Source organism: Pseudomonas sp. D1-1 (genome assembly GCF_051132225.1).
GTDB lineage: Bacteria > Pseudomonadota > Gammaproteobacteria > Pseudomonadales > Pseudomonadaceae > Aquipseudomonas.
The window spans coordinates 4,300,476-4,327,436 of sequence record NZ_CP071676.1 but is presented as its reverse complement, the minus strand read 5'-3'; the positions used below and the strand labels follow the sequence as shown (position 1 = coordinate 4,327,436).

General features: G+C 61.2%; 26 protein-coding genes and 4 tRNA genes. 12 read left to right on the top strand and 18 right to left on the bottom strand.

Features of this window, described 5'->3' with window-relative positions; translation table 11 throughout:
• Window positions 1-15: 15 nt before the first annotated feature.
• Both J3P86_RS19330 and rdgC read right to left on the bottom strand, forming a co-directional pair.
• Window positions 16-981, bottom strand: a complete 966-nt coding sequence (locus tag J3P86_RS19330; protein WP_434601534.1) for a bile acid:sodium symporter family protein — start codon at window positions 979-981, stop codon at window positions 16-18.
• Window positions 982-1,126: 145 nt separating this feature from the next.
• Window positions 1,127-2,047 carry a recombination-associated protein RdgC gene (gene rdgC / locus J3P86_RS19325; RefSeq protein WP_305499478.1) on the bottom strand — a complete coding sequence of 307 codons (921 nt, stop codon included), beginning with the start codon at window positions 2,045-2,047 and terminating at the stop codon, window positions 1,127-1,129.
• Window positions 2,048-2,207: 160 nt separating this feature from the next.
• On the opposite strand from rdgC, the gene J3P86_RS19320 reads away from it, so the two are divergent.
• The 4 genes from J3P86_RS19320 to J3P86_RS19305 all read left to right on the top strand — a co-directional run bounded on the left by J3P86_RS19320 (window position 2,208) and on the right by J3P86_RS19305 (window position 2,724).
• A tRNA-Val gene (locus J3P86_RS19320) sits at window positions 2,208-2,283 on the top strand.
• Between the two features lie 19 nt (window positions 2,284-2,302).
• Window positions 2,303-2,379: transfer RNA gene (locus J3P86_RS19315), tRNA-Asp, on the top strand.
• A 175-nt stretch (window positions 2,380-2,554) separates the two neighbouring features.
• A tRNA-Val gene (locus J3P86_RS19310) sits at window positions 2,555-2,630 on the top strand.
• A 17-nt stretch (window positions 2,631-2,647) separates the two neighbouring features.
• A tRNA-Asp gene (locus J3P86_RS19305) sits at window positions 2,648-2,724 on the top strand.
• A 718-nt stretch (window positions 2,725-3,442) separates the two neighbouring features.
• Here the strand turns inward: J3P86_RS19305 and J3P86_RS19300 are convergent.
• Window positions 3,443-4,579, bottom strand: a complete 1,137-nt coding sequence (locus J3P86_RS19300) for a catalase family protein (RefSeq protein WP_434629101.1) — start codon at window positions 4,577-4,579, stop codon at window positions 3,443-3,445.
• A gap of 31 nt (window positions 4,580-4,610) precedes the next feature.
• The gene (locus J3P86_RS19295) at window positions 4,611-6,416 is read right to left on the bottom strand and encodes a di-heme-cytochrome C peroxidase (RefSeq protein ID WP_434698649.1); all 1,806 of its coding nucleotides are present in this window, start codon (window positions 6,414-6,416) and stop codon (window positions 4,611-4,613) included.
• Window positions 6,417-6,685: 269 nt separating this feature from the next.
• On the opposite strand from J3P86_RS19295, the gene J3P86_RS19290 reads away from it, so the two are divergent.
• The 5 genes from J3P86_RS19290 to J3P86_RS19270 all read left to right on the top strand — a co-directional run bounded on the left by J3P86_RS19290 (window position 6,686) and on the right by J3P86_RS19270 (window position 9,362).
• On the top strand, window positions 6,686-7,399 hold the full coding sequence (locus J3P86_RS19290) for an FKBP-type peptidyl-prolyl cis-trans isomerase (RefSeq protein ID WP_305499483.1): 714 nt from the start codon (window positions 6,686-6,688) through the stop codon (window positions 7,397-7,399).
• Between the two features lie 287 nt (window positions 7,400-7,686).
• Complete coding sequence (locus tag J3P86_RS19285) at window positions 7,687-8,142, top strand: YkvA family protein (protein WP_434572484.1); 456 nt, start codon at window positions 7,687-7,689, stop codon at window positions 8,140-8,142.
• A gap of 111 nt (window positions 8,143-8,253) precedes the next feature.
• Window positions 8,254-8,592, top strand: coding sequence for a helix-turn-helix domain-containing protein (locus J3P86_RS19280; protein ID WP_305499486.1), 339 nt, complete (start codon window positions 8,254-8,256; stop codon window positions 8,590-8,592).
• Entirely contained in the window at window positions 8,589-8,960 is a 372-nt protein-coding gene (locus J3P86_RS19275; protein ID WP_003179080.1) for a hypothetical protein, read from the top strand. Before J3P86_RS19280 ends, J3P86_RS19275 begins: the two co-directional genes overlap by 4 nt.
• Window positions 8,961-9,362 (top strand): sel1 repeat family protein, encoded by a 402-nt coding sequence (locus J3P86_RS19270; protein WP_434698648.1) that lies wholly within the window; start codon window positions 8,961-8,963, stop codon window positions 9,360-9,362.
• Window positions 9,363-9,554: 192 nt separating this feature from the next.
• On the opposite strand, the gene J3P86_RS19265 is transcribed toward J3P86_RS19270, so the two are convergent.
• Window positions 9,555-11,342, bottom strand: a complete 1,788-nt coding sequence (locus tag J3P86_RS19265; protein WP_434629110.1) for a bifunctional diguanylate cyclase/phosphodiesterase — start codon at window positions 11,340-11,342, stop codon at window positions 9,555-9,557.
• Window positions 11,343-11,472: 130 nt separating this feature from the next.
• On the bottom strand, window positions 11,473-13,551 hold the full coding sequence (locus J3P86_RS19260) for a carboxy terminal-processing peptidase (RefSeq protein ID WP_434700661.1): 2,079 nt from the start codon (window positions 13,549-13,551) through the stop codon (window positions 11,473-11,475).
• Window positions 13,552-13,693: 142 nt separating this feature from the next.
• Here J3P86_RS19260 and J3P86_RS19255 point away from each other — a divergent pair, with 142 nt between their 5' ends.
• A complete protein-coding gene (locus J3P86_RS19255) occupies window positions 13,694-14,656 on the top strand; it encodes a zinc-binding dehydrogenase (protein ID WP_434629112.1) in 963 nt (320 codons plus the stop codon).
• A 111-nt stretch (window positions 14,657-14,767) separates the two neighbouring features.
• On the opposite strand, the gene J3P86_RS19250 is transcribed toward J3P86_RS19255, so the two are convergent.
• The 6 genes from J3P86_RS19250 to J3P86_RS19225 form a co-directional block, all read right to left on the bottom strand.
• Window positions 14,768-15,421: an HAD family hydrolase gene (locus J3P86_RS19250; RefSeq protein ID WP_434572490.1), complete on the bottom strand. Its 654-nt coding sequence runs from the start codon at window positions 15,419-15,421 to the stop codon at window positions 14,768-14,770.
• Between the two features lie 45 nt (window positions 15,422-15,466).
• The gene (locus tag J3P86_RS19245; protein WP_434601528.1) at window positions 15,467-16,456 is read right to left on the bottom strand and encodes an ABC transporter ATP-binding protein; all 990 of its coding nucleotides are present in this window, start codon (window positions 16,454-16,456) and stop codon (window positions 15,467-15,469) included.
• Entirely contained in the window at window positions 16,453-17,253 is an 801-nt protein-coding gene (locus J3P86_RS19240; RefSeq protein ID WP_434572493.1) for an ABC transporter permease, read from the bottom strand. The genes J3P86_RS19245 and J3P86_RS19240 overlap by 4 nt, the downstream gene beginning before the upstream one ends.
• Window positions 17,240-18,076 (bottom strand): ABC transporter permease, encoded by an 837-nt coding sequence (locus J3P86_RS19235; protein ID WP_434574130.1) that lies wholly within the window; start codon window positions 18,074-18,076, stop codon window positions 17,240-17,242. The genes J3P86_RS19240 and J3P86_RS19235 overlap by 14 nt, the downstream gene beginning before the upstream one ends.
• Window positions 18,077-18,081: 5 nt before the next feature.
• Window positions 18,082-18,888, bottom strand: a complete 807-nt coding sequence (locus J3P86_RS19230) for an alkaline phosphatase family protein (RefSeq protein WP_434572495.1) — start codon at window positions 18,886-18,888, stop codon at window positions 18,082-18,084.
• Between the two features lie 214 nt (window positions 18,889-19,102).
• On the bottom strand, window positions 19,103-20,170 hold the full coding sequence (locus tag J3P86_RS19225) for an ABC transporter substrate-binding protein (protein ID WP_434572496.1): 1,068 nt from the start codon (window positions 20,168-20,170) through the stop codon (window positions 19,103-19,105).
• Window positions 20,171-20,520: 350 nt separating this feature from the next.
• On the opposite strand from J3P86_RS19225, the gene J3P86_RS19220 reads away from it, so the two are divergent.
• Window positions 20,521-21,246 carry a UTRA domain-containing protein gene (locus J3P86_RS19220; RefSeq protein ID WP_434629121.1) on the top strand — a complete coding sequence of 242 codons (726 nt, stop codon included), beginning with the start codon at window positions 20,521-20,523 and terminating at the stop codon, window positions 21,244-21,246.
• 7 nt (window positions 21,247-21,253) lie between these two features.
• Here J3P86_RS19220 and J3P86_RS19215 read toward each other — a convergent pair whose 3' ends face one another.
• The 6 genes from J3P86_RS19215 to minC form a co-directional block, all read right to left on the bottom strand.
• Entirely contained in the window at window positions 21,254-21,436 is a 183-nt protein-coding gene (locus tag J3P86_RS19215; protein WP_305499501.1) for a hypothetical protein, read from the bottom strand.
• Between the two features lie 250 nt (window positions 21,437-21,686).
• On the bottom strand, window positions 21,687-22,976 hold the full coding sequence (locus tag J3P86_RS19210; protein WP_434572499.1) for a M18 family aminopeptidase: 1,290 nt from the start codon (window positions 22,974-22,976) through the stop codon (window positions 21,687-21,689).
• Between the two features lie 178 nt (window positions 22,977-23,154).
• Window positions 23,155-23,790, bottom strand: a complete 636-nt coding sequence (locus tag J3P86_RS19205) for an RluA family pseudouridine synthase (protein ID WP_018612476.1) — start codon at window positions 23,788-23,790, stop codon at window positions 23,155-23,157.
• Between the two features lie 100 nt (window positions 23,791-23,890).
• On the bottom strand, window positions 23,891-24,145 hold the full coding sequence (gene minE, locus J3P86_RS19200) for a cell division topological specificity factor MinE (RefSeq protein ID WP_039594520.1): 255 nt from the start codon (window positions 24,143-24,145) through the stop codon (window positions 23,891-23,893).
• The gene (minD, locus tag J3P86_RS19195; RefSeq protein ID WP_042728954.1) at window positions 24,145-24,957 is read right to left on the bottom strand and encodes a septum site-determining protein MinD; all 813 of its coding nucleotides are present in this window, start codon (window positions 24,955-24,957) and stop codon (window positions 24,145-24,147) included. Before minD ends, minE begins: the two co-directional genes overlap by 1 nt.
• 201 nt (window positions 24,958-25,158) lie before the next feature.
• Complete coding sequence (minC, locus tag J3P86_RS19190; protein WP_434698646.1) at window positions 25,159-25,893, bottom strand: septum site-determining protein MinC; 735 nt, start codon at window positions 25,891-25,893, stop codon at window positions 25,159-25,161.
• A 118-nt stretch (window positions 25,894-26,011) separates the two neighbouring features.
• Here minC and J3P86_RS19185 point away from each other — a divergent pair, with 118 nt between their 5' ends.
• On the top strand, window positions 26,012-26,944 hold the full coding sequence (locus tag J3P86_RS19185) for a lipid A biosynthesis lauroyl acyltransferase (protein WP_434629124.1): 933 nt from the start codon (window positions 26,012-26,014) through the stop codon (window positions 26,942-26,944).
• Window positions 26,945-26,961: the final 17 nt, after the last annotated feature.

Below are 26,961 nucleotides of genomic sequence, written 5' to 3'. Positions count from 1 at the left end.
GGTCAAGTCCGCCGGTCAGTCCGCGGTTTGTCGGGCGAGTTCTTCGCGGTCCTGCTTTTCGCTCATGCGCCGGAACCAGGTCGAGAGCAGGGCGCCGGAAATGTTGTGCCAGACGCTGAACAGCGCGCTGGGCACTGCCGCCAGCGGCGAAAAGTGTGCGCTGGCCAATGCCGCACCGAGGCCGGAGTTCTGCATGCCGACTTCCAGCGACAACGTCTTGCGTTGGGCCAACGGCAGCCCGAAAAGCCGACCGGTGAAATACCCCAGCAAGTAGCCGAAGCTGTTATGCAGGATCACGATCGCCATGATCAGCAGGCCGGACTCAGCGATCTTCGCTTGGCTGGCTGCCACCACCGCCGCAACGATGATCACGATACTGACCACCGATACCAGCGGCAGCACCTCTACGGCATGACGGACCCGCGCACCCAACAAACGTTGGGCAACGATACCCAGTGCGATGGGCAGCAACACAATTTGCAGTATCGACCAGAACAATGCCGAGAACGACACCGGCAGCCAGGCCGAAGCCAGCAGCCAGATAAGCGTCGGGGTCAGCAGCGGGGCAAGCAGGGTGGTGATGGCGGATATCGCTACGGCCAAGGCCAGGTCGCCGCGGGCGAGCCAGGTCATCACGTTGGAGGACGTGCCGCTCGGGCAGCAACCCACCAGAATCACGCCGACGGCGATTTCCGGCGGCAGGCTGAAAACCTGGCAAAGCAGCCATGCTGTCCCCGGCATGATCACGAACTGGGCAATCACGCCCAGGGCCACCCGTCCAGGGCGACGAGCCACTTCGGCAAAGTCTTCCAGCTTCAGTGCCAGGCCCATGCCGAACATCACCAGCCCCAGCAGCGGCACAATGGCGCTTTTGAGGCCGATGAACCAGGTCGGCAGAAAGAACGCCACGACGGCGAACAGCAACACCCAGTAAGCGAACGTATTGCCGACGAAGCGGCTCAATGCAGCCAGTGCACGCATGATCTGATCCTTGTTGTTATCAAGAACACCGGATACCCGTGTGGGAGCGAGCCTGCTCGCGAAAGCGGGGTGTCAGTCAACATCGCTGTGGCTGTCATACCGCTTTCGCGAGCAGGCTCGCTCCCACAAGGGCTATCCGCTACTTTTAGATCCCTTGCGGAATCTCTTCACCACCCAGCGCTTCAACCAGCGCCGGCAGGAACTCGCCGAACGTCAGCATCATCAGGGTGAAGCTGGCGTCCAGTTGGCCGAGGGCTTCGTCGCCGCCGTCCTGTTCCGCCTGGTCTTGCAGCAGGTCTTCGAACTTCAGGCGCTTGACCACCATTTTGTCGTCGAGCACGAAAGACAGCTTGTCTTGCCAGGCCAGCGACAGTTGCGTCACCACCTTGCCGGTGTTCAGGTGCAGCTGGATTTCGTCGCTGGTCAGGTCCTGGCGCTTGCAACGGACGATGCCGCCATCTTCATGGGTATCGCGCAGTTCGCATTCGTCCAGCACGAAGAAATCGTCTGCGGCTTTCTGGGTCTTGACCCAGTCGGTCATGATCGCGGTCGGGGCCGTCTTCACTGTCAGCGGGCGTACCGGCAGCGTGCCGATGACTTCGCGCAGGGTCGAAAGCAGGTCTTCGGCGCGTTTCGGGCTGGCCGAGTTGACCAGGATCAGGCCCTGTTTCGGCGCGATCGCGGCGAACGTGGACGAACGGCGAATGAAGGCGCGAGGCAGGAAGGCCTGGATGATTTCATCCTTGATCTGGTCGCGTTCCTTTTTATAGACCTTGCGCATCTGCTCGGCTTCGATCTCTTCGACCTTTTCCTTGACCGCGTCACGGACGACGCTGCCCGGCAGGATGCGTTCTTCCTTGCGTGCGGCAATCAGCAAAAAGTCCTGGCTGACATGCACCAGGGGCGCGTCTTCACCTTTGCCAAACGGCGCGACGAAACCGTAAGTGGTCAACTCCTGGCTTGCACAGGGGCGTGCCAGTTTGCTCGCCAGTGCAGTTTCCAACGCCTCGGCATCAACAGGCAGATCTTGGGTCAGGCGATAGATAAGCAGGTTCTTGAACCACATGGGGTGAGTCTCTCCTTTATACAAAGGGGGGCATTATTCTCTTCGCGGCGCCATAGGCCAACCCTTCGCTAAGCCTTTGGAAGGCCTGAAAAAATTAAATTAAAAAGTGCTTGCCAGCTTAGGAAGTGCTCCGTAGAATGCGCGCCACACCGAAAGCGAAGGGTGATTAGCTCAGCCGGGAGAGCGTCTGCCTTACAAGCAGAATGTCGGCGGTTCGATCCCGTCATCACCCACCATTCGCTTAAAGTGTTATGCGCAGCGGTAGTTCAGTCGGTTAGAATACCGGCCTGTCACGCCGGGGGTCGCGGGTTCGAGTCCCGTCCGCTGCGCCATATTCGGTACCTGGAACACTGAACGCCAGGTCACCACAGAAAGCCCGCTAACGCGGGCTTTTTGCTGTCTGGAGTTTCCGTGGTGCGCGTGAATCACATTTTTTTGCTGGATTTATCAATTAAATCAGCACGTTATAAAAAACTGTGAGAGAATGCGCCCCGCATCGAAAGTGCAGGGTGATTAGCTCAGCCGGGAGAGCGTCTGCCTTACAAGCAGAATGTCGGCGGTTCGATCCCGTCATCACCCACCAAACTTTCAATGTTACGCGCAGCGGTAGTTCAGTCGGTTAGAATACCGGCCTGTCACGCCGGGGGTCGCGGGTTCGAGTCCCGTCCGCTGCGCCATATTTGGTATCTGGAACGCTGAACGCCAGGTACCCGCCAGAAGCGGCGCTTTTCCTTTAAGAGAGGGAAGGCGCCGTTTTTTTTGCTTTCGATATCTGTCTTTCTCAGTGTGGTGTGTATATCCGTTTCTGCGGTAATGGCCGCTGGCGGTTTCGCTTTTACAGCGACTCACTTTTATGAAGCGTAAAAGTAAGCAAAACGCTTTTGCCCCACCACTGTCCACCGCGAGGCGGCCTTAAAGCCGACCTGGCTCTCCCGGTCGTACTCCGATCCAACTGTGGGAGCGAGCCTGCTCGCGAAGAGGCCGGCACATCCAGCGTCTTCATTCGACCATGACACCGCTTTCGCGAGCAGGCTCGCTCCCACAGGATGAACACGGTCAACCAAACCAGGTCGGCTCGAAGGCCGCCTCGCGGTGGACGTTGATCTCGGGCGCCCCGTTAACCACGATGGCCGAACGCAGGCATTGTGCAGTGGGCATCCCGGCATGGATGCCGGGATAGCCGCGCTGGGCCAGGGACGGCCCTTCGCGGCGGGCCCACGGAGCAATGCCGGAGTGCGGGCATGCCGAGCCTTAGCGAGGCACCGAGTGGTGGGGCAAAAGCGCTTTGGTTACTTTCACGCTTTTTGAAAGTGACTCGCCGTAAGGGCGAAACCATAAGCAGCCGTTACCGCAGAAACGGATATACACACCACACCACACCACACCCACCACCACCTACTGCTCAGCATTCCGACTATGCCGATAATCGCTGACCGCCTCATACACCGCTTTACGCAAACGGTTGATACCGCCAATAGGCCGATGTGCCTCGAGCCCAAACCACGGGTTGAACGACAGGTTGTCGCAAGCCAGGTTCAGCTTGGGCGTATCGAAATCCTGGGCCGGCACCTTGATTCGCGCCACCGTCTCGAATGGCGCATCGCTTTCCCGCCACTCGATACTGGTGTCTTCGATCGGCATGTATTTGCCCGGGTCCTGACGCTGGATCTGCAGCACAAAACAGGCTGGCACGCGGTCTGTGGATAACTGTTGAGTCAGTGCGCTGCGCAAGAAATTCGGCAGGTTCTGGTTCTGCTTGGGCAGGGTGTAGGCTGGGCAGTTGTCCGGATCCGGCGCGACGCGAAACTTGGCATTGGCCGCGCCGAACTTGTACGGCGATACCGAGAAATAAGTGGTCTGGGTCGGGCTCGCCGGAGGCGGGGAGAGTGTCGCCAGGGCGATGAACAGATGACGGATCTGCCAGCTGCGTGGGTCCAGGCTCGGAAAGAAAGCCATCGCCTTTTTTCCGTCAGCCTGGGCCGCCACGTTCTGACGGTATTCGGCGACATCGCTGACAAAGAAGTTCGGATGATTGAACATCACGAAGTCCTGCTCGCCCTGCGATTGCCGGTCCGCGAGCAATTGCTTGCCGGGCACATCCAGCAGCTTGATGGCCATCCCTCGTGCATCGCGCAGGCTGTCGAACTGTGGATAAGCGTTGCCGTTGGACAGGCGGATCGTCGCCTGCCAGGTCTTGCCCGGTTCGGCGAATACGCCCTGGCGCAACGGTGCCGGCAGATCGCCGGGCACCTGGACTTCGGCCATCACGCAGCCGTGGGCCTTGGCATGGGCATCGCGCAGGTAGCGCGTGCCTTCGCGGTGCTGGTCGACGATGCGGATGGCGGTCTGGATGATGTCCTGGGTCATGGCGCTTTCACCGGGCGGTATCTGCTCCTTGTCCGCGACCGGCCCACTGTGTTGCCAGGCGAACCAGGCCGTGGCCAGGGCCCAGCCGAGCAGGCCGATGCCCAGCAGCCAGAGGAGCGTCTTGCCCAGAAAGGCGCCGAGGCGCAGCCAGAGCTTTATGAGCATGGTGCAATCCTTTTACCTGAAAGATTGATCATCACAGTTGCGACTCCAGCGGTCCGCCCAGCACCTTCAAGTACTCCAGCAACGCCCAGCGCTCCTGCGGCTGCAGCAAACGGCCAATGACCCCATTGCCCCGTTCGCCGGCGCGGAATTCATGGCCGCTGTTATGGTTGCCAGTGATGCGAGTGTCGAACAGGAAGGCATTGGCAAACGCTTCGGTGCGATAGCCCAGGTGCCGCGGGTCGTATTCGAAGCTGCCCTTATAGAAGGTGGTCGCCCGCTCGGCCTGCGGCGACAGCAACTCATAGATCGTCGGCACCGAGCCGTTGTGCAGGAACGGCGGTGTTGCCCACACGCCGGCCAATGGCCGGGCCTTGTAGGCGCGTAATTCACGGACGCCGATGGGCAGCCCGAAACCGTCCAGCGCCGGACGTTCCACCGGCGTGACGCCGGCATCCCGGTAAGCGCGGTTTTCGACGAATGCGGTGACGTAGGCCAGCCCCTTGGCGACCGAGATCTGGCTGAGGTCCAGCGGCTCTGTCGGGGCAGGGTGCAGTTGCACTTCCAGCTTCGCCAGTTCGGCCGGGTCCCATTGCAGGCTGGTCAGGTTGAAACGGTGATCGGCAATATTGTTCGCGGTGCCCGGGTCCGTGCCGATCACCTTCACTGACAGCATATGCAACTGTTGCACCGGCCGGTCAGGGCCCTGGACGACTTTGGGCACATGGCAGCCGGCGCAGTTTTCTTCGAACAACGCCTTGCCCTTTGCCGCCAGGGGCTTGTCAATCGAACCCAGCAACGCTTCCGGCCATACGGGTGGCTTGAGCAGTTGCAAGGTCTCTTCGATCTTGTTCAGGTCGCGCACCCGCACGCTGGAAGGATAGCGCGCATCGCCTTGCAGCGGCTTGCCCTGGGCATCGAAGAAACTCAACGTGGCGCCAACCCCCAGCGCCTCGCCGACGTTGCGGGCCATCGGCTGCTGCGCCGAACCGTTCCACTGTACCCAGTCGAACGTCCACATTTCCCACAACTGTGGGTAATCCACCGGTGCGTTGGCGACCCGGTAGTTTTCTGCCGAAATGGCATCGCCAAAGCTGGCATTGGCGATACGGCCAAAGGCGTCGGTACGGCCCGGGCCTTCCTCGGTGGGATAGAGACCGCGATGGGTGTCGTTCCAGGCGGTGCGCAGGAACGCATTCAGGGAAACCTTGAAGGCCTTGCGCAACTCTTCATGGCGAGCGTCATAGTCATTGCCCAGCACCTGGCGGGCGAAGCGTTCGAATTTCCATGGGTTGTAGTAAGTCGAGGCGAGACTTGCCACCAGTGCCTGTCCGAAACTGCCGCCGCGCAATGTCGGAACAGTCGATGGCAATACGTGTTGGGCCGAGCCGCCATCGATCCGGATCGCCTGGCCCTTGAAATGCAATTCGCCGGTGTGGCAGGCGGCGCAGGTAATGTCGAGGTATTGCTCGTTACTGCCGGCGTTCTGGTGTCGGGTGAAGCCCACCGGTAAGTTGCCGGGGTTCAGTGGCGTGGCTTTCTGCGCAGGATCGACCAGAAAACCGAAGCGCGCCAGGTATTCCGGCGAAGCGAAGCGCTGTTGCGAGAACGGCAATTCAAGCGCGGTGAACCACTCGTAACGCAGGCCTTTGACCTGAGTGCCCTGAGGCGTGAAATAGTAAGTCTGTCGCTCGGCGGCGCTCCATTGGTCCAGGTAGTGCACCTGTTGGACAGGCGTGTAGGCCGGCAGGCGCGGGTTGGCCACGTAATAAAGCACCACGGCCACGACCACGATGGCCAGCGTGAGGATCAGCAATAAAAGGCGAGAGAGGAGGCGCACGGTTTACGTCCTTGTTTTTTTAATATGCCCTTATGCCTCAGCGCCGCTTGGCCGGCAAGTGGCCATTACCCCGCGCTACGAGTAGCGGCCGATCTGGCCGTGTCTGAAACAGATGACAGATGCTTCATCTGCCGAGGATCAAAAAGCGTTTGCCGACCTGAACTTATCATCGCTTTGTGGCTCACATGCCGGTAGCCATTGGTCGTGGCCGCCTGATAAGCTCGCGGCTTTACTCGATTGCCCTTTAGGCGCATGAACAAGGAAATAGCATGAAACAGCATCGGTTGGCGGCGGCGGTAGCCCTGGTTGGCCTGGTACTCGCGGGTTGTGACTCGCAGACCAGCGTAGAGCTGAAAACCCCGGCGCAGAAAGCTTCCTACGGTATCGGCCTGAACATGGGCAAAAGCCTGGCTCAGGAAGGTATGGATGACCTGGACTCCAAGGCAGTCGCCCAGGGCATCGAAGATGCCGTCGGCAAGAAAGAACAGAAGCTGAAAGACGAAGAACTGGTCGAAGCCTTTGCCGCGCTGCAAAAACGTGCCGAAGAGCGCATGGCCAAGATGAGTGAAGAGTCGGCAGCCGCCGGCAAGAAATTCCTTGAGGAAAACGGCAAGAAGGCCGGCGTTACCACCACCGCTTCCGGCCTGCAGTACGAAGTGGTCAAGAAGGCCAGCGGCGCGCAGCCTAAGCCGACCGACGTGGTGACCGTTCACTACACCGGCAAGCTGACCAACGGCACTGTGTTCGACAGCTCCGTGGAGCGTGGCAGCCCGATTGACCTGCCGGTCAGCGGTGTGATCCCGGGTTGGGTCGAAGGCCTGCAATTGATGCACGTCGGCGAGAAGTACAAGCTGTACATCCCGAGCGACCTGGCCTACGGCGCCCAGAGCCCGAGCCCGGCGATCCCTGCCAACTCGGTCCTGGTATTCGACCTGGAACTGCTGGCAATCAAGGATCCGGCAAAAGAAGGCGCAGCCAAGTAATTGCGCCTGTCTTGATGAAAACGCCTCGCTCATGCGGGGCGTTTTTGTATCTGGCATTCGACGAGGCAAAAAAACCGAACGCGCAGGGCAAGCTACAGTCATAGGCAGTACAGCGCTGTGCTGGATGCGGTCGACCCGTCGGGTAAGTGGTTGCCGTTTATTTATGTGAGTAAAAAACGCCCGATCTAAGCCCGGCCCTTATGAAACGGGGGGCGCAGCGTTGAAATGCAGCTCTGTTCACAAGGTTATCCACAATTTGTGTGGATAACATTTCAGTGGGAGAAAAAATGAAGGCCCCGTGGAATTTCGCGCGATTTCTTCCCCTGGCGGGACGGCTCCTGGCCCGCGGCAGACTGCCCACGCTGCTGTTCGCCGTTGCCAGCAAGGGCGCCCGGGAGGGCGGTCGCCTCGGCAAGCTCAAGGAGGACCTGCGTCTGCTGCAGGCTCTGTGCCTGGCTTACTGGCGGGGCGAATACCGCGCCGTGAGTGCCAAGTCGATGCTCTCGGTGGTGGCGGGCCTCATGTATTTCCTCAGCCCGCTGGATGCGATCCCGGACTTGCTGCCCATGTTAGGCATGTTCGACGACATCGCGGTGCTGGCCTGGATCATGAAAACCCTCGACGACGAGCTGGGTGCCTTCCGTGCCTGGCGCGAACAGCAGTCGCCGGAGAAACTTGCGCGGGTTGAAAGGCTTCCCGACACCCCGGAACAACTCCAGCTGCAAGGGCCGAAAAAAAGCTGATCTGGCCCGTTTCCCTGCGAGATTTCATCGCCCCGCGACCTTGGCCGCTATTAGGATTACACTTCCAAGAAAAAGCTTACTTGCTAAGTGTTGTTGTCCTACGGGGTAATCATGGATATTCAAATAATCACGCGCGACGGAGAGCCCGAGTACGCGGTTTTGCCGTGGGATCAGTACCAGGCGCTGCTGAAGGCAGCCGGCATCAATCAAGCACCGCAAGAAGCCACGGTCCGCCATGCGGCGGCACCCGGCCAGGTTCTCCCTGGCCTGGATCAACTACGCAGTTTGCGCGAAGGGAAGGGCATCGCCATCGAGGCGCTGGCCCGCACGGTAGGCATCAGCCCGTCTTATCTGGCCATGATCGAAAGCGGCGAGCGTCAGCCCGATGCCGCGATCAAGCGCAGTCTGGCCTGGGAACTGACGGTGCCGGGTTGGAGGGATGAATCGTGAGTGTACGCATCAGTCGGCAACATTGGGACGGGTTGTTGGGTGAGTTGGACCAGGCGCGTCGCCAGCGCCATTTATTGACGTACCGCGCCTTGCTGGAGCGCTTGCAGCTGCCCAGCCCGGCCATGCAGACATTGACCGCCGCACTCGAACACCTGGCGGCGCTGGACGCCCGGGCCGAACAGCCATTGCGCAGTTCGTTGGTCATCAGCCAAGGGGCCAGTCGCCTGCCACGCACTGGTTTTTTCGAATGTGTTGAACGCCTCGGGCGCTTTTCCGGCCCCTCCGACGGCGTCGCCGCTGCATCCTGGCATGCGTCGGAAGTGGTCCGGGTGTTCGAATACGAGTACCCCGAATCGGCGGAGGCCTGAGTGCTCTGGCGGATCAAGGCCCGGGCCGGTTATTGGCTGGCGCGCCGATTGTTCCGTTGGTCATGGCTGGTTCGGCAGCCCCGCGGCTGGGCCTGGCTTGAAGGCCAGTTTGCGCGCATGGCGAACCTGGGCGACGTCGGCGCCCAGAGCTTCTACGGGCATATCCTGACGTTTCGCGGCCAAGGGCTCGGCGCACGGGAAGAAGGCATTCGCTTGCTCCGCCTGGCGGCGCTGGCCGGTGACGGCAAGGCCGCCTACCAGGTCGGCGTCATCAGCCTGGCAGGCTCTACCACCAAGGCGCCGGATCCGGACGAAGCGGCGCGTTGGTGGGCCTTGGCCCTGAAGGCCGGGCATCCGCTGGCCGAGATCAAGCTCAAGGCGCTCGAGAGCAAGAAACCCTGAAACCGCTCGTGGCGAGGGAGCTTGCTCCCGCTGAGCGGCGAAGCCGCCCCAAACCAGTCTGCTCGATCAACCAGGCACACCGAGGCGCTGTCCAGAGGGGCTGCTACGCAGCCCAGCGGGAGCAAGCTCCCTCGCCACGGGATGATCACCACTCACAGCGTGATTATCACCCACAGGGTTTTCACCTGAAGCTCACGCTGAGAAACCCAGCTCCGCCACGGGCGCCTGCTCAACCAGCCCGTTAATCAAATACAAACTCCCCCCGACGATCTCCTTGGCATGGTGCTTGGCCTGCGAAGCCATTTCCGCCAACTGGCTGGCATCCAGCTCTGCACAGGCCTCGGCGCGCAGATGCACCACCCCGATCGACAACGACAGCAAGGCGAAGTCCTGTCGTATGCCCTGTCGGTTCAACGCGGTAAAACATCCGGCTTCCAGATGCTCGGGCCGGTAGAAGCGGCGGCAGTGGTTCTGGAAGTCGCTCAGCAGTTGGGTCAGGCGCTTGCGCCAGTCGTCCGGGCCGAGGACCAGCAGGAAGTCGTCGCCGCCGATGTGGCCGACGAAATCGCGGCTGGGGTCAATGCGTTCGTTCAGGCATTGGGCCAGGCACAGCAGGACTTCGTCACCGCGACCGTAGCCGTAGATGTCGTTGAAGGGTTTGAAACTGTCGATGTCGACGTAGCAGATCACCGACTCCTGGCGCTGCTGCAGCAGGCGTGTAAGGCACTGCTGGATGGGCACGTTGCCTGGCAGCAAAGTCAGCGGGTTGGCGTAGCGCGCCTGTTGGATCTTCAGTTCGGTGATGAGCTTGAGCACGTCGATCACCCGGCCCAGGCCCAGGTAGCCGCCGTTGAGGGTGATGATGAAGTCTTCTTCGATGCGCTGGCGGGCGCGGCTGGTGATGAGGCGGCTGACTTGTTGCAGTGACTGGCTCAGTTCAACCGCGAGGAAATCATCGCTCATCAGGCGGCTGATGGGCTTGCGAGCGAACAGGTCGGTGGCGAAAGGCTTGAGCAGGGCATCCGAGAGCGAATGACGATGGACGATCCCGCACGGTTGGTCGCGATCGTCCAGCACCGCCAGGGAATTGAGGTTGGCCTGGCGCCGGAACGCTTCCAGTACCGCTGCCGTCGGTGTGTCGTGGGCGACTGCCGGTTGTTCGTTGAGCAGCGCAGTGAGGTCGTTGACCTCATCGCCCAGCGGCACCACGCCGCTGTCCTGGCGGGGCATCAATGCCTTGGCGTCCTGGGATGGATGCTCCTGGGGCCGGGCGAGCAAGTAGCCCTGGACCAGGTCGACGCCCATTTCGATCAACACGGCGAGCTCTTCCGGCAATTCGATCCCTTCGGCGATCACCTGGGCCCGTGAAGCCTGGGCGATCTTGAGAATGGAACCGACGAATTCACGCTTGAGTGCGTCCTGGTGAATGCCATCGATGAAATGCCGGTCGATCTTCACGTAGTCAGGTCGCAATTCGGACCACAGCCGCAAGCTTGAATACCCGGCACCAAGGTCATCCAGGGCAATGGAAAAACCCATGGCTCGATAGTGATGCAGGGCGGTTTGCAGCAGCTGGAAGTCATCGATAGGCGTTTGTTCGGTCAGTTCGATAACCACCTGGCTGGGCGGAATGCCGAAGTCCTGTAACAGCTGCAGGGTGCGGCCGGTCTGGTGGGCCGATTCGAGCAGCGATTCTGGCGAGACGTTGAGGAACAGTTTTCCCGGCAGCTTCTGTTCATTGAAGCGCTGGCAAGCGCTGCGTCGGCAGGCCAGCTCCAGTTCGCTGAGGCGTCCGGCCTGGCGCGCCACGGACAATAACGCGATGGGGGAGTGCAGCGGGCTGTTCGACGGGCCGCGGGTCAGGGCCTCATAGCCGAGGATGCGTCGTTCGGAAAGACAGATGATCGGCTGGAACAGGCTGTGCAAACCGCTTTGACTCAGGATTGAGCTCAAGGCACTCAGCTGTTCTGTCGTGGTCATGGCGATCTCTGGCGATAAAAAAAGGACTGGGCACAACCCCTGGTGGGGTGCGCCCGGTCCTGTATTTCACGACAGACTGATGTCAGTTTGATGACACTCCGACGAGCACCACCATTAAAAGGCCATCACCTCAATGTTTGGCGACCGCCGTATTGAGCTTGAGGTAATCGAGCAGGATCCGACCGGTTTCGCTCAGATAGGCGTCGTCTTCCGGCTTGGTTTTTTCCGGCTCGGTGATCAGGTCTTCGTCTTCCTTCTTCAGCTCTTTGAGCGGCTCCTCGCCCTTGGCCTTGCGACGCAGGTTTTCCATGGCCAGTTGCTTGGCTTCGATGTCGGCATGCTGCGCGCGGCGCTCGGCTTCGTTGAGGGTGACGGTTTTTTCCATCATCAACTTCTGCGCCAGGGCCAGCTTGTCGCGAATGAACACAAACTCCGCGTCTTGGGCGGTGCGGGCGTCATGCTCGGATTTCAGCTGGGCCAGGTACGGCTTGAACGGGTCCACGGCCGGCTTGATTGCAGGCCGGATGGTGTCCCACGGCATGGCTTCGGGCAGGGCGCTCTCGCCGATTTCCTTGGTGTCGATGATCGACGGGTAATCGATGTCGGGCAGCACGCCCTGATGCTGGGTGCTCTGCCCGGAAACGCGGTAGAACTTCGCCAGGGTCAGTTTCAGTTCGCCGTGGTTCAGTGGCTGGATGGTCTGCACGGTGCCTTTGCCGAACGTCTGGCCGCCGATGATCAGCGCGCGGTGGTAGTCCTGCATGGCGCCGGCGAAAATCTCCGAGGCCGAGGCCGACAGGCGATTGACCAGCAGGGCCATTGGTCCCTTGTAGAACGCGCCGGGGTTTTCGTCCTCGAGCACATCGACCCGACCATCGGCGTTACGCACGAGCACGGTCGGGCCTTTGTCGATGAACAGGCTGGTCAGTTCGGTGGCTTCCTGCAACGAGCCGCCGCCGTTGTTGCGCAAGTCGATGACCACGCCGTCGACCTTTTCCTTCTGCAGTTCGGTGAGCAGTTTCTTGACGTCGCGCGTGGTGCTCTTGTAGTTCGGATCCCCAGCGCGGAAAGCCTTGAAGTCCAGATAGAAAGCCGGGATCTCGATGATGCCGAGCTTGTAGTCCTTGCCGTCCTGCTTGAGCTGGAGGACCGATTTTTTCGCGGCCTGTTCTTCCAGCTTCACTGCTTCACGGGTAATGGATACGACTTTGCTGGTCTGGTCGTTCGGCGCATTGCTGGCCGGGATGACTTCCAGGCGGACCACCGAACCTTTCGGGCCGCGGATCAGCTTGACCACTTCGTCCAGGCGCCAGCCGACCACGTCGACCATTTCCTTGTTGCCCTGGGCCACGCCGATGATCTTGTCCGCCGGGGCGACCTGCTTGGTCTTGTCGGCAGGGCCCGCCGGCACCAGGCGCACGATCTTGACCTGATCGTTATCGCTCTGCAGTACCGCGCCGATGCCTTCCAGGGACAGGCTCATGTTGATGTCGAAGTTTTCCGCGTTATCCGGCGACAGATAATTGGTGTGCGGATCGTAGGACATCGCGAAGGTATTGATATAGGCCTGGAAGACGTCCTCGGCACGGGTCTGGTCCAGGCGCGCGAGTTGATTCTTGTAGCGCTTGGTCAGGGTTTCCTGGATCTGCTTGGGATCCTTGCCGGCGATCTTCATACGCAACACTTCGTCCTTGACGCGTTTGCGCCACAGGTCGTCGAGTTCGGCGGTGCTCTTGAGCCATGCGGCGTCCTTGCGGTCGACCAGCAAGGTTTCCTTGGCATTGAAGTCGATCTTGTCGACGCCCTTGTTCAACTCGGCAAGGGCGTAGTCCAGGCGCGCCTTGACGCGGTCCAGGTAGCGCTTGTAGATAATGAACCCGGCGTTGAGGTCGCCGCTCTTGAGGAAGTCGTCGAACTGGGTCTTCCACTTGTCGAATTCGGCGATGTCGCTGGCCAGGAAATAACTGCGCGACGGATCAAGCAGCTTCAGGTAGCTGTCATAGATGATGACCGAGCGCGCGTCATCGAGTGGCGGCTTGCTGTAGTGATGGCGCTTGAGCAACTCAACCACATTGAGGCTGGCGATCACCTCGTCGCGATCGGGCTGAAGCTTGTCCCAGCTGTTGGCCGCGAACGCAGTGTTCGAGAGCGCTGAAGCGCCAAGGCCAATGAAGAGGGCAAGTGCAGTGCTGGGTAAAAAGTGCTTCATGCTGATTCGACGCAGGGACAATTGATCACGCATATTAGGCCGTCTTTGAAGTCGCCGGTTCCATGTGGCCCGGGCGCATAATGCAAGAAAGCCCGGCGTTGTTACAGCAGCGGGCCCAGTCGAGACTCACTATGGAGGCACCGTGAAAGCATTGCAAGGCGTTGAAGGCCAAGTGGTATGGGCAGATGAGCCAAGTCCGGCGTGTGATGCCGGGCAAGTTCGCATCCGTGTAGCGGCCGCTGGTCTGAATCGGGCCGATTTGTTGCAGAAAGCCGGGCATTATCCACCGCCACCCGGCGCCAGCCAGGTGTTGGGGCTGGAATGTTCCGGGGTGATCAGTGAAGTCGGGCCGGGTTCCTCCTGGCAGGTCGGCGACCGGGTTTGCGCATTGCTGGCAGGCGGCGCAATGGCCGAGGAAGTGGTGGTCGATGGTCGGCATGTGTTGCCTGTGCCGGAAGGCCTGTCACTGGCCGAAGCCGCCGCGCTGCCTGAGGTCTACGCCACCGCGTGGCTGAATCTGTTCCAGCTGGCCGGGCTCAGCCCGGGAGAAAAAGTGCTGCTGCACGCCGGCGCCAGCGGCGTCGGTTCGGCCGCGATCCAGCTGTGCAAGGCGTTCGGCAACCCGTGCTGGGTCAGCGTCGGTTCGGCCGAGCGGCTGGCCTATTGCGAAGCGCTCGGTGCCCAGGGCGGTGTGGTGCGCACCGACGATATCAACAGCCTGAACGACTTCGGGCCGTTCGACGTGATCCTCGATCCGGTCGGCGCGAACTACGCCAGCCTCAACGTGAAACTTTTGTCAGTTGACGGGCGCTGGGTATTGATCGGACTCATGGGCGGGCGCACCACCGAACTCGATCTGGCCCAGGTGTTGGGCAAGCGTATCCAGTTGCTGGGCTCGACTTTGCGCAGTCGCAATGATCAGTCCAAGGCCGACCTGATCGCCGAGTTGGGGCAGCAGGTGTGGCCGTTGTTCGCCGACAAGCGCCTGAGCCCGCAATTGGCCAGGACGTTTGCGATCAGCGATGCCGAGGCGGCGTTTGCCGAGCTGGCGACCAATCAGGTGTCCGGGAAATTGGTGCTGGTGGTCGATGACAGCCTGAGCTGATACAGACCCTGTGGGAGCGAGCCTGCTCGCGAAGGCGGAGGGGCAGTTGGCACAGGTGTTGGCTGTGCCACCGTCTTCGCGAGCAGGCTCGCTCCCACAAGGGGAAACGGGCTATTTCCAGGTATGAATCGGCCAGCCGGCCGATTCGGCGTGGGCCTTTAGCACCGGGTCCGGGTTCACGACGTGCGGGTGATCGACCTTGAGCAGCAACGGCAGGTCATTGCGCGAGTCGGAATAGAAACTCGCGCCTTCCAGGTTTTCTTCCTCGGCGTCCAGCCAATCCAGCAGTCGGGCAATCTTGCCTTCGCGATAGGTCAGGGTGCCCACGGTCTTACCGCTGTACACACCATGGGCGACGTCCAGCTCGATCGCGAGGATCTCATCGATGCCCAGGCGCTCGGCGATCGGCTTGACCAGGTGCGTGCCCGAGGCCGAGATCACCAGGATCCGATCACCGGCCTTGCGGTGCTCGGCGATGGCCTTGGTGGCGTCGCTGAAGATGATCGGTTCGATGAAGTCTTCCACCCACGGTGCCACCAGGTGTTCGATTTCTTCCGGCGTGCGGCCGATCATCGGTTCCAGGCTGAAGTCCATGTACTCTTCCATGCGCAGCTTGCCGTGGCTGTAGGCGTCCATCAGTTCGTTGTTGCGGCGCATGAACGACTCGGGATCGACCCAGCCCAGGCGCCCCATCTGCTCGCTCCAGAGGGTGGCGCAGTCGCCGTGGATCAGGGTTTCGTCCAGATCAAAAATTGCCAGAGCCATCAACGCGCTTCCCTTTTCAAGATATCTTCAGAATCAACCAGACCATCAGGCTACCTCACACAGCGCCGATGGATCGATGGAAAGTGCCAGCCGTGCACCATCGGGATGCAGGTCGGCAGCCGAGCGGTTGAGCACATCCACCACCAGTTCCACGCCGCGGGCCTCGACCCGGTAGCGGATCACGTTACCCAGCAGGCTGTGGCTGCGGATCAGCGCGTCGGGTTCGCCGTTGCGACTCAGCTCGATGGCTTCCGGGCGAATGGCGATGCGACCGTTCACCGGGCGTTGCAGCAGCTTGCTCGCGGCGTCGGCGTCGAGCAGGTTGTAGTTGCCGATGAAGCCGGCGGCAAAGACATCGACGGGGGCAGTGTAAAGGGTCTCGGCATCGCCGCTCTGTACGATCTTTCCCTGATTCATCAGGAAGATCCGGTCAGACATGGTCAGGGCTTCCTCCTGATCGTGTGTGACAAAGATGGTGGTCAGGCCCAGTTCCCGCTGGATCTGACGGATCTGTTCGCGCAAGTGCTTGCGAATCCGCGCGTCCAGCGCCGACAGCGGCTCGTCCAGCAGCAACAGGCGCGGCCGGGTGACCAGGGAGCGGGCCAGGGCCACGCGCTGGCATTGGCCGCCGGACAGTTGGTGCGGGTAGCGGGCGGCAAAGTCATGCAGCTCCACCAGTCGCAGAATCTCCAGCACACGCTGGCGACTGTCCGAAGCGTCGACCTTTTGCATGCGCAGGCCGAAGGCGACGTTCTGCTCGACGGTCATGTTGGGGAACAGCGCATAGCTCTGGAAGACCATGCCGATCCCGCGCTTCTGCGGACTCAGCGGCACGATGTCCTGGCCGTCCAGCAGAATCTGGCCCGCATCCACCGCTGTCAGGCCGGCAATGCAGCGCAGCAGCGTGGACTTGCCGCACCCGGAAGGGCCGAGCAGGGTGACGAATTCGCCCTTGTGGATTTCGCAGTTGATGTCGCTGAACACCGGCGTGCCGGCGTAGCCTTTCTGCAAATGTTGGACGCTAACGTAGCTCATTGGCTTTTGTCCTTGTTCAAGATGTTGGCCGCCCAGGTCAGGACCAGTACGAAGAAGAAGTAGGAAATCACCAGCGCACTGGTGAAATGGCCGCTGCTGTTGCGCATGTTGTTCAGGTACACCTGCAGGGTTTCATAGCGGGTGCCGACGAGGATGTTGGCAAACACGAACTCGCCGAACAGGAACGAGAAGGACAGCAGTAGCGCCACCATCAGGCCCTTGCGCAGGTTCGGCAGCACCACCAGCAACGCGGCCTGGAAAGTGCTGGCGCCGAGCAGTTGGGCGGCGTCCATCAGGTCGCGCAGGTTGATCGCTTGCAGGTTGTTGGTGATCGCCCGGTACATGAACGGCAAGGCGACTGTGAAGTAGCAGCCAATCAGGATCCACGGTGTGCCGACCATCGCCAGCGGCCCGGAGCCATAGAGCTGCAACAACCCCACCGAAGACACCACCGGCGGCACCGCGAAGGGCAGCAGGATGAGGATGTTCATCAGCGCGTCGAGTTTCGGGAAGTGGTAATGCACCACGAACAGCAGCGGCAGGATCAGCACCACCGAGAGCACCAGCGCGCCCACGCAGACAATCAGCGATTGGCCGAAGGCGTGTAGAAAGCGCGGGTCGCTCCACAGCTGCAAGTACCACTTGAAGGTGAAGCCGCTGGGCAGCACTGTGGCCGACCAACTGCTGGCGATGGAGTAGATGAGCGTGCCGGCGAGGGGTAGCAGCAGGATGGCGAACAGCAGGTACACCACCGCTCGATGATAGAACCCAGCCGGGCCCGATTCAGCGCGAGACATGGTAGCTCCTCTTGAGCAGCAACTGATGGATGACGGTCACCAGGGTCATCAACGCCACCAGCACCACGGCCAGGGCGCTGGCCATGTTCGGGTCGAGGGAAATATCGCCGGAAACCATCGCCGCGATGCGAATTGGCAGGACGTTGAAATTACCGGTGGTCAGCGCATAGACCGTGGCATAGGCGCCGAGGGCATTGGCCAGCAGGATCACGAACGTGCCGAGCAGCGCCGGGGTCAGCACCGGCAGGCCGATGTGCCGCCAGAACTGCCAGCCGCTGGCGCCCAACAGGGACGCCGACTCGCGCCAGTCTTCGCGCAGCGCGTCGAAGGCCGGGTAAAGCAGCAGCACGCCCAGGGGAATCTGGAAATAGGTGTAGAGAATGATCAGCCCGGTTTTCGAATACAGGTTGAAATCCTCGATGATCCCCGCCTGCTTGAGCATGATCGTGATGCTGCCGTTGAACCCCAGCAGGATGATGAACGCGAAGGCCAGGGGCACGCCGGCGAAGTTGCTGGTCATGTTGGCGAAGGCGTTGACGAAATTGCGCAGCCGCGAATCGACGCGGCGCAGGGAGTAGCTGCCGAGCACGGCGATGATGATGCCGAACACGCTGGACCAGAAACTGATTTCCAGGCTGTGCTGGATCGCCTGTCGGTAGAATTTCGAGCTGAAGATCTTGCTGAAGTTGGCCAGGCCCCAGCCGAACTCTTCCGATTCCAGGCTGTTGACCAGCACCCAGAGCAGCGGGGCGACCTGGAACACAATGAAAAAAATTGCGAAGGGCACCAGGCACAACACTGCCAGCCATTTGCCGCGCGTCATGGCACTCACTTGAGCAACTCCTGGCAATAAGGTTTGTCGTGGGCAACCCCGAGCAGCTGGCAAATGGTGCCGCACAGTTCGGTTTGCCGAGGGGCCGCGTTGGCGTCAAGGCTGAAGCCATCGCCGAGGACAAACAGCGGCACTTCCCGTTCTTCCGGTAGCAGGCCGTTGTGGGAGCGGTCGTTGTTCATGCCATGGTCGGAAGTCACCAGCACCTGATAACCGGCGTCGAGCCAGGCTTGCAGATAAACCGCCAGGTTGATGTCCGCCGAGCGGGCGCTGTTGCGGTACTGCGGGGTGTCGAGGCCGTGCTTGTGACCGGCATCGTCGATGTTCATCGGGTGCACCAGCAGGAAATTCGGCAGGTAGCGCTGGCGCAGGTGTTCGGCGTCGGCGAACAGATGTGAATCGGGGTAGTGGTCATTCCAGTAGAAATGTCCGTATTGAATCGGCAGGTCGGGGTTTTCGGTATGGCGATCACGACCGGCGACGAAGGGTGACACGTTGTACAGCTCGCTGACCCAGTGATAGGCCGCAGCCGCCGTACTCAGGCCGGCGTCGGTGGCGTAATGGAAAATGCTGCGCTGGTTCGACAGGCGCGAGACATTGTTGTGCACGATCCCGCTGTCGATGGGCACGACGCCGGTGAGGATGCATTCGTAGAGTGGGCGGGACAAGGCGGGTAGTTCACATTCCAGTGTGTAGAGCGCCGCGCGTCCTGCGCCGACATACGCCTGCAAATGTCCCATGGCATGCCGGGCGACTTCGTAGTTGAGGCCGTCGAGCACCACCAGGATGACGTTGTGCTTCATGGGGACCGGGACTCCGGGCAGATACCAGATAACTCGAGTTCTCCGCAGGTCCGATGTGGGAACGGGCCCCTGTGGGAGCGAGCCTGCTCGCGAAGGCGGCGGGTCAATTGGCACAGGTGTTGGCTGTGCCACCGTCTTCGCGAGCAGGCTCGCTCCCACAGGACCTGCCCCCACAATTGGATCTCTGTTGGATCTCCAAGCGGGAGCTAGCGCCTCACTTCATCTCGACGATGACTTCTTCATTCCACTGCTGCGGCAGCGCCTTGGAGGTCTTCTCCCACGCGTCGGCATCCTTGATCGGCGTCACGCCTTTGTACTGCTCGTTCGGCAGCAGCTTGGCCTGGACTTCTTCCGGCAGTTTCAGGTGCTCGGCGCGGATCGGCCGGGCGTTGCCCTTGGCCAGGTTGATCTGGCCGGCGTCGCTGAAGATGTATTCTCGGGTCAGCTTGGCGGCGTTCGGGTGCTTGGCGTATTTGTTGATGATGGTGGTGTAGCCGGAGATCACCGAGCCGTCGGACGGAATCAGCACGACGTAGTCATCCGGGCTGGCCATCTTGGCCTTGTAGCTCAGGCCGTTGAAGTCCCAGACCACGCCGACTTCGACTTCACCTTTTTCCATCGTGGCGATGGTCGGGTTGGCCATGGACAGGCGGCCTTGCTTGGCGATATCGGCGAACAACAACAGGGCCGGTTTAATGTTCTTTTCATCGCCACCGTTGGCCAGGGCCGCAGCCAGCACGCCGTTGGCGGCCTGGGCGGCGGTGCTCACGTCACCGATGGAGACTTTGTACTTGCCGGTCTTCAGGTCGGCCCATTTGGTCGGCACTTCGGAGCCGTGCAGCAGTTTCTTGTTGACGATGAACGCGATGGTGCCGGTGTAGGCCAGGGCCCAGTTGCCGTCCTTGTCCTTGGCCCAGTCCGGGATCTGTTCCCAGGTGCTTGGTTTGTAGGGCTGGACCACGCCTTGCTTGACCGCGATCGGGCCGAAGGCGGCACCGACGTCGCCGATGTCGGCGCTGGCGTTGTCCTTCTCGGCGGCGAACTTGGCGATTTCCTGGGCCGAGCTCATGTCGGTGTCGATGTGTTTCAAGCCATAGAGTCTGGCCAGGTCGTCCCAGGTGCCTTTCCAGTTCGCCCAGTCATCGGGCATGCCGACGCTGTTGACGGCGCCTTCCGCTTTCGCAGCGGCTTCCAATGTTTTCAGATCGGTATCAGCGGCCATGGCGGCGGTGCACATGGCAATGGTCGAGCCTAACAGTGATGCCAGGAAAAGCTGTTTCATCCGAAGCTCCTATGGGCGTTTTCAACGCTGCGATTGCGATGGTGTTGGTCTAGGTCAGCAATACCTGAGCCAATGTAGGCGCGTCCCATGACATTTTGATGTCGATGCAAGGTTCGCCAGCAATCGTCGGGCTCATGAAGCGTCGCTGCGTCATAAGCGTAGACCATGAGTAAGCAGCTGATCTGCAAGGCCTTGGCCGTTAATTTGCAAGCCGATGTGTTGACCGTTCAGCGGTTGTGTCATCTATCAGTCATGCGCAGTGCCTAGGCTTGCAGGCATGAGCCGTGGATTGATGTGTGATCGAATCCTGCCCCGAAACAGTGCTGGTCTAGTCCAGATAGGTAACGTTGATGCGCGTTGAGACAACCAAAGCGGTGACAACCATCGGGCAGGTCCTGCAGGAGCAGCTCGATCACGGCTTGCTGGCGCCTGGTAGCAAGTTGCCGGCCGAGCGCAAGCTCAGCGAGCTGTTCGGCACCACCCGGATTACCGTGCGCGAGGCGCTGTTGCAGCTCGAAGCCCAGGGGCAGATCTACCGGGAAGAGCGCCGGGGTTGGTTCGTGTCGCCACCACGGCTGGCCTACAACCTGATGCAGCGCAGTCATTTCCACGCGATGGTCAGTGCCCAGGGACGAGTGCCGTCGACCCAGGTGATCTCGGCTCGACTGCAACCCGCGTCGGCGGCGGTCTGTGCCTGGCTGCAGTTGCCGGCGCTGTCCAGCGTCATCCAGATCTGCCGCACCCGGCGCATCGACGAACGCCTGGTGCTGTACGTCGAGCACTACCTGAATCCCGCCTACTTCCCGGACATCCTCGAATTTGATCTCAACCAGTCGATGACCGAGCTGTACGCTCGCCATTACGACCTGCGCTACGGCCGGGTGAAATTCGAAATCGTGCCGACATCACTACAGCCGGAAGCCGCGGCGGCGCTGAAAGTGTCGGTCGGCAGCCCCGGCCTGCGGATTGCACGGGTCAACTACGACCAGCATCAGCGGCTGATCGATTGCGACCTGGAGTTCTGGCGCCACGATGCGATCCATGTCGGGGTGGACGTGCCGGAACAGTCGGCCTGAGGCGCGTTCAGGAAACGTCGTTGAGCTTGGCCAGGATCCTGAACAGTACCGTGACGAGAATCAGCAACATGCCGATCCACATGGCAAACACCCCGACGTTCTTGTCGCGGAAATTGAAGCCGATGGCGAGCAGGATCATGCCGGCGATGATGGGCACCAGCATGGCGTTGAACGAGGTCATGGAGATCATGGCGACAGCCTTGTCGGGGGGATAAGGTCAGTCTAGTTGGGGTTTGGCTGGGGTGGGCTGATGTGGGTCACGGCCTCCCCGGAATTTGAGGCGGGCACAGTTGTGGCGAGGGGATTTATCCCCGCTGGGCTGCGAAGCAGCCCCAGAATCCACCAGGCGCCGCGATTATCCGGTAGGACGTAGGGGGTTGCTGCGCAACCCAACGGGGATAAATCCCCTCGCCACAAGGGGCATCATGCCTTCGGGGCGGTTACGGCAATTCGCGAGACGCGTAGAAAGCGCTCAGCACTTTCACCAGGTGCGCCAGGTCGTGGCTGCCGCAGAGCTCGCGGATCGAATGCATGGCGAAGGTTGGCAGGCCGATGTCGACCGTGCGTACGCCCAGCTGGCTGGCGGTGATCGGGCCGATGGTCGAGCCGCAACCCATGTCGCTGCGCACCACGAAGCTCTGCACCGGCACTTCCTCGGCCATGCACAGATGGCGGAAGAACCCGGCGGTTTCGCTGTTGGTGGCGTAGCGCTGGTTGCTGTTGACCTTGATCACCGGGCCGGCGTTGAGCTTGGGGCCGTGGTTGGCGTCGTGCTTGTCGGCATAGTTGGGGTGTACGCCGTGGGCATTGTCCGCTGAAACCAGCAGGGATTTCTGAATCGTGCGTACGAACTCTTCACCTTCAGGCAGCAGGCGGCGCAGGGTCTGTTCGAGCATCGGACCGTCGGCGCCACACGCCGAGGTGGAACCGACTTCTTCGTGGTCGTTGCACACCAGCACGCAGGTTTCTTCGGTGTCGGCGGTCAGCAAGGCTTGCAGGCCGGCGTAACACGACAGCAGGTTGTCCAGGCGCGCGCCGGTGATGAAGTCGCCGTGCAAACCGATGACCGCTGCGCTTTGGGTGTCGTAGAAGCTCAACTCGTAGTCGAGCACCACGTCGGCGTTCAAGCCATGTTCCCGCGCCAGCTGGTCGGTGAGCACGGCACGGAAATCGACGCGTTCGTCACCGGCGAATTGGGCGAGGATCGGCGGCAGTTCGTTCTGCGGGTTGATCGCCCAGCCCTGGTTGGCTTCACGGTTGAGGTGGATAGCCAGGTTCGGGATCGTGGCGATCGGCGCCTTGAAATCGATCAACTGGCTCTCGACCTTGCCGTCGCGGCGGAAGGTCACCCGCCCGGCCAGGGACAGGTCGCGGTCGAACCACGGCGCCAGCAGTGCGCCGCCGTAGACTTCCACGCCCAGTTGCCAGAACCCGTGGCGTTGCAGTTCCGGCTGCGGCTTGACCCGCAGGCAGGGGCTGTCGGTGTGGGCGCCAACCAGGCGGATGCCGTCGTGCAGCGGTGAGTTGCGGCCCAGTTTGAAGGCAATGATCGAGGAATCGTTGCGCGTGACGTAATAACGACCATTGGCCTCGGTAGCCCAGGTTTCGCGCTCATCAAGACGCTGGTAACCCGCCGCTTCCAGGCGCTGGGCAAGGCTGGCGGTGGCATGGAACGGGGTAGGGGAGGCCTTGAGGAAGTCGATCAGGCCCTGGTTCAACTGTGCACGCATAAAGAACTCCAGACAGCAATGGGCGGGAGTTTACCGTATTAGCAGCGTCGGTGAGCACTCCAGGCGGAACTGTGGCGAGGGAGCTTGCTCCCGCTGGACTGCGCAGCAGGCCCAAAAAAGGGGTCGCTTCGCAACCCAGCGGGAGCAAGCTCCCTCGCCACAGTGTCGGAGGTGTTTTTCAGAACGGTGCAGGGCACTCGAAGCGCAGGCGCTCGCCGCTTTGCGGGTGGGTGAAGCTGAGCATGCTCGCGTGCAGGCACAGCCGTGGCCAGGCGGCCAGGGCTTGCGGGTGGGCATAGAGCCCGTCGCCCAGCAGCGGATGGCCGATAGAGAGCATGTGCACGCGCAATTGATGCGAGCGCCCGGTGATCGGCGTCAATTCGACCCGACACCAATCACCGCAACGCTCCAGTACACGCCAGAACGTCAAGGCATGCTTGCCCTGTTCGTGATCGACCACATGGCGGGGCTTGGTCGGCGGGTCGTAGCGCAAGGGCAGGTCGATGCTGCCGCTGTCCAGCTCCGGTTGGCCCCAGCACAATGCCGTGTAGGCTTTTTCGGTTTCTCGATCATGAAATTGCCGGGACAGTTCGCGGTGAGTGTCCGGGTCACGGGCCAGCAGGATAATGCCGGACGTTTCCCAATCCAGCCGGTGCACGATTCGCGCTTCCGGATAACCGTTTTCCTGCAAGCGGGTGATCAGGCAATCTTTGTTGTCGTCCGCCCGGCCAGGCACGGAGAGCAGCAGGGTCGGCTTGTCGACCACCAGCACGGCGGCGTCCTGGTGGATGATGCGGATGTTGGACAGGGGCATTGAACAGTCTCGTAACAAACGCCAACGGCGGCTCGAACCCTTCTCCTTGTCCTGTGAGGGGGGAGAAAGGCCCGAGCCGCCGTGGCACCTGCTGGGTCGATCAGCGATCCGGCAGGGTGATATTGAGTTCCAGGATCGAGCAGCTGCCCTGGCTTTCCAGCGCGACATGCACGTCATCGTTGCCGATATTGACGTACTTGCGGATCACTTCCACCAGTTCCTTCTGCAAGGCAGGCAGGTAGTCCGGGGTACTGCGTTGGCCGCGTTCGTGCGCCACGATGATCTGTAGACGCTCTTTCGCGACCGAGGCGGTACTTGGCTTTTTGTTGGCACGAAAGAAGTCAAAAAGGTTCATTACCTACCTCCAAACAGGCGCTCGAAGAAACCTTTCTTCGTGACGTCGAGGAATCGATGCTCGACGGTTTTGCCCAGCAGACGATCGACCGCATCGCTGTACGCCTGGCCGGCGTCGCTCTGGTCGTCAAGGATCACCGGCACGCCGGAGTTCGAAGCCTTGAGTACCGCCTGGGATTCCGGGATCACGCCCAGCAGGGTCACCGCGAGGATTTCCTTGACGTCTTCGACGCCGAGCATTTCGCCGTCGCTGACGCGTTGCGGGTTGTAGCGGGTCAGCAGCAGGTGCTCCTTGATCGGCTCCTCGCCGTTCTCGGCGCGCCGGGATTTGCTTGCCAGCAGGCCGAGCATGCGATCGGAGTCGCGTACCGACGAGACTTCCGGGTTGGTCACGACGATCGCTTCGTCAGCGAAGTACATGGCCAGGTGGGCACCTTTCTCGATACCGGCCGGGGAGTCGCAGACCACGAATTCGAAGTCTTCCTTGAGTTGCATCAGGACTTTTTCCACGCCTTCCTGGGTCAGCGCGTCTTTGTCGCGGGTCTGGCTGGCGGCCAGTACGTAGAGGTTCTCAAGGCGCTTGTCCTTGATCAGGGCCTGCTGCAGGTTCGCTTCGCCATTGACCACGTTGACGAAGTCATAGACCACGCGACGCTCGCAACCCATGATCAGGTCGAGGTTACGCAGGCCGACGTCGAAGTCGACGATGACTGTTTTATGGCCGCGCAAGGCGAGGCCGGTACCGATAGCGGCGCTGGTGGTGGTCTTACCCACACCACCCTTGCCGGATGTAACCACGAGAATCTTGGCCAAGGTGTTTCACCCCTAAGGAAAAAGGACTTTGTCAGCCCCTGAAAAACATCTCTGGAAAAACTGCTGCAACTGGACAGGCTTGGCTGGAATCGGATGCGGGCGGGGTCTACCTTGGGTAAACACTGCCTGGTCCTTTTTCCTACGTCATTCAAGCCGTTTTCGCTAGGTTTTAGAGATGCTTGGAAAATGCGGCAGTATCCGTTAAAGCCGAATGATGTTCAACACGTCGCCCGACAGGCTGACCTGGACCCCGGCGCCCCATAACGGGTCGCGCCGCAAGTCCTCGGAAACCTTGTATTGCCCGGCGATAGAGAGCAGTTCAGCGCTCAACTGCTGACAGAAGATCCTTGCCTTGGTGTCACCCTTGACACCGGCCAGCGCACGGCCGCGCATCGGGCCGTATACATGGATGTTGCCATCGGCGAGAAGTTCCGCACCCGGGCTGACCGAGGACACCACCACCAGGTCGCCGCCCTGGGCGTAGATCTGCTGCCCGCCGCGCACCGGCGAGGTGATCACACGGGTCGGCTTGATGGTCGGCTCCGGCGGTTTTTCCGGTTTTTTCGGTTCCGCCGGGCTCAGCTCCAGTACACGTTCACGGGCGCCGGAGGGTGGCAGCACCGGAATGTCCACGGCGATGGCGGCGGCGATGTCTTCGATGCGGCTGGCGCGGATCGCCAGGGTGCGTAGCCCATGCTGGCGGCAAACGCGCATCAGCCCCGGCAAGTCGACCGAGCCCTCACCGGCCGGCAGCTTGTCCAGCGCCAGTACCAGCGGGGCATTGCTGAAAAAATTCGGCGCCTGGGCGACTTTCGCCGCGAGTTGCCGGTCAAGGCCTTCCAGGTCGTTACGGGCCAGCTCCAGCACCGTAATGGCGAGCATGCTGCCCTTCAGCTGGAACACGGGATCTTGGTCTAGCGGTTCGGTTTGGCTCATGGTCGGCGTACAACGGCTTGTCACTAAAAGTGCCGAGACTTATAACGAGATCGTCCGCGAGCCGCAAGCCGGGTCGAACGATGTAGAATGCGCGGCCCAGGTATTAATGGAAGCTGTAATGGATCGCCCGCGTTTTCGAGCTGCTTTTTTTCATCCGCGTTTCTGGCTGCTGTGGTGCGGCCTGGGGCTGTTGTGGCTGATCATCCAGTTGCCTTATCCGCTGCTGTTGCGGATCGGCCGCGCCTTGGGAACATTGATGTACCGGGCGGCCGGCGACCGACGGCGCATCGCCAGTCGCAATCTCGAGCTGTGTTTTCCCGAGAAATCCGCCGCTGAGCGCAAGCGTCTGCTCAAGGAAAACTTCGCCTCCACCGGCATCGCCTTCTTCGAAATGGCCATGAGCTGGTGGTGGTCGCGTTCGCGGCTGGCGAAGCTGGCCCATGTCGAAGGCCTGGAGCATCTCAAGCAGGCCCAGCGCGACGGCAAGGGCGTGATCCTGATGGCGCTGCATTTCACCACGCTGGAAATCGGCGCGGCGCTGCTCGGCCAGCAGCACACCATCGACGGCATGTATCGCGAGCACAAGAACCCGTTGTTCGACTATATCCAGCGCCGTGGCCGCGAACGGCATAACCTCGATTCCCTGGCGGTAGAACGTGATGACGTGCGCGGCATGCTCAAGTTGCTGCGCGCCGGCCGGGCAATCTGGTACGCACCGGATCAGGACTACGGCGCCAAGCAAAGCGTGTTCGTGCCGCTGTTCGGCATCCAGGCGGCCACGGTCACCGCGACCAGCAAATTCGCGCGCCTGGGCAAGGCACTGGTCGTGCCGTTCGTTCAGGAGCGCCTGGCCGATGGCAGCGGCTATCGTCTGGTGATCCAGGCGCCGCTGGAGGATTTTCCCGGCGAGACCGAAGAGGCTGATTGCCTGCGCATCAACCAATGGGTCGAGCGCTCGGTAAGCCAGTGTCCCGAGCAATACCTCTGGGCCCACCGGCGCTTCAAGACCCGGCCGCCCGGCGAGCCGAAGCTGTACGATAAACGCGGTTGATCATAGCCCTATGACTG

Coding starts and splice junctions, on each gene's coding strand:
- J3P86_RS19330 (WP_434601534.1), bottom strand. CDS start 981: ATGCGTGCACTGGCTGCATTGAGCCGCTTCGTCGGCAATACGTTCGCT.
- rdgC (WP_305499478.1), bottom strand. CDS start 2,047: ATGTGGTTCAAGAACCTGCTTATCTATCGCCTGACCCAAGATCTGCCT.
- J3P86_RS19300 (WP_434629101.1), bottom strand. CDS start 4,579: ATGCTCATAAAGCTCTGGCTGCGCCTCGGCGCCTTTCTGGGCAAGACG.
- J3P86_RS19290 (WP_305499483.1), top strand. CDS start 6,686: ATGAAACAGCATCGGTTGGCGGCGGCGGTAGCCCTGGTTGGCCTGGTA.
- J3P86_RS19285 (WP_434572484.1), top strand. CDS start 7,687: ATGAAGGCCCCGTGGAATTTCGCGCGATTTCTTCCCCTGGCGGGACGG.
- J3P86_RS19280 (WP_305499486.1), top strand. CDS start 8,254: ATGGATATTCAAATAATCACGCGCGACGGAGAGCCCGAGTACGCGGTT.
- J3P86_RS19265 (WP_434629110.1), bottom strand. CDS start 11,342: ATGACCACGACAGAACAGCTGAGTGCCTTGAGCTCAATCCTGAGTCAA.
- J3P86_RS19260 (WP_434700661.1), bottom strand. CDS start 13,551: ATGAAGCACTTTTTACCCAGCACTGCACTTGCCCTCTTCATTGGCCTT.
- J3P86_RS19250 (WP_434572490.1), bottom strand. CDS start 15,421: ATGGCTCTGGCAATTTTTGATCTGGACGAAACCCTGATCCACGGCGAC.
- J3P86_RS19245 (WP_434601528.1), bottom strand. CDS start 16,456: ATGAGCTACGTTAGCGTCCAACATTTGCAGAAAGGCTACGCCGGCACG.
- J3P86_RS19240 (WP_434572493.1), bottom strand. CDS start 17,253: ATGTCTCGCGCTGAATCGGGCCCGGCTGGGTTCTATCATCGAGCGGTG.
- J3P86_RS19235 (WP_434574130.1), bottom strand. CDS start 18,076: ATGACGCGCGGCAAATGGCTGGCAGTGTTGTGCCTGGTGCCCTTCGCA.
- J3P86_RS19230 (WP_434572495.1), bottom strand. CDS start 18,888: ATGAAGCACAACGTCATCCTGGTGGTGCTCGACGGCCTCAACTACGAA.
- J3P86_RS19225 (WP_434572496.1), bottom strand. CDS start 20,170: ATGAAACAGCTTTTCCTGGCATCACTGTTAGGCTCGACCATTGCCATG.
- J3P86_RS19220 (WP_434629121.1), top strand. CDS start 20,521: ATGCGCGTTGAGACAACCAAAGCGGTGACAACCATCGGGCAGGTCCTG.
- J3P86_RS19215 (WP_305499501.1), bottom strand. CDS start 21,436: ATGATCTCCATGACCTCGTTCAACGCCATGCTGGTGCCCATCATCGCC.
- J3P86_RS19210 (WP_434572499.1), bottom strand. CDS start 22,976: ATGCGTGCACAGTTGAACCAGGGCCTGATCGACTTCCTCAAGGCCTCC.
- J3P86_RS19205 (WP_018612476.1), bottom strand. CDS start 23,790: ATGCCCCTGTCCAACATCCGCATCATCCACCAGGACGCCGCCGTGCTG.
- minE (WP_039594520.1), bottom strand. CDS start 24,145: ATGAACCTTTTTGACTTCTTTCGTGCCAACAAAAAGCCAAGTACCGCC.
- minC (WP_434698646.1), bottom strand. CDS start 25,893: ATGAGCCAAACCGAACCGCTAGACCAAGATCCCGTGTTCCAGCTGAAG.
- J3P86_RS19185 (WP_434629124.1), top strand. CDS start 26,012: ATGGATCGCCCGCGTTTTCGAGCTGCTTTTTTTCATCCGCGTTTCTGG.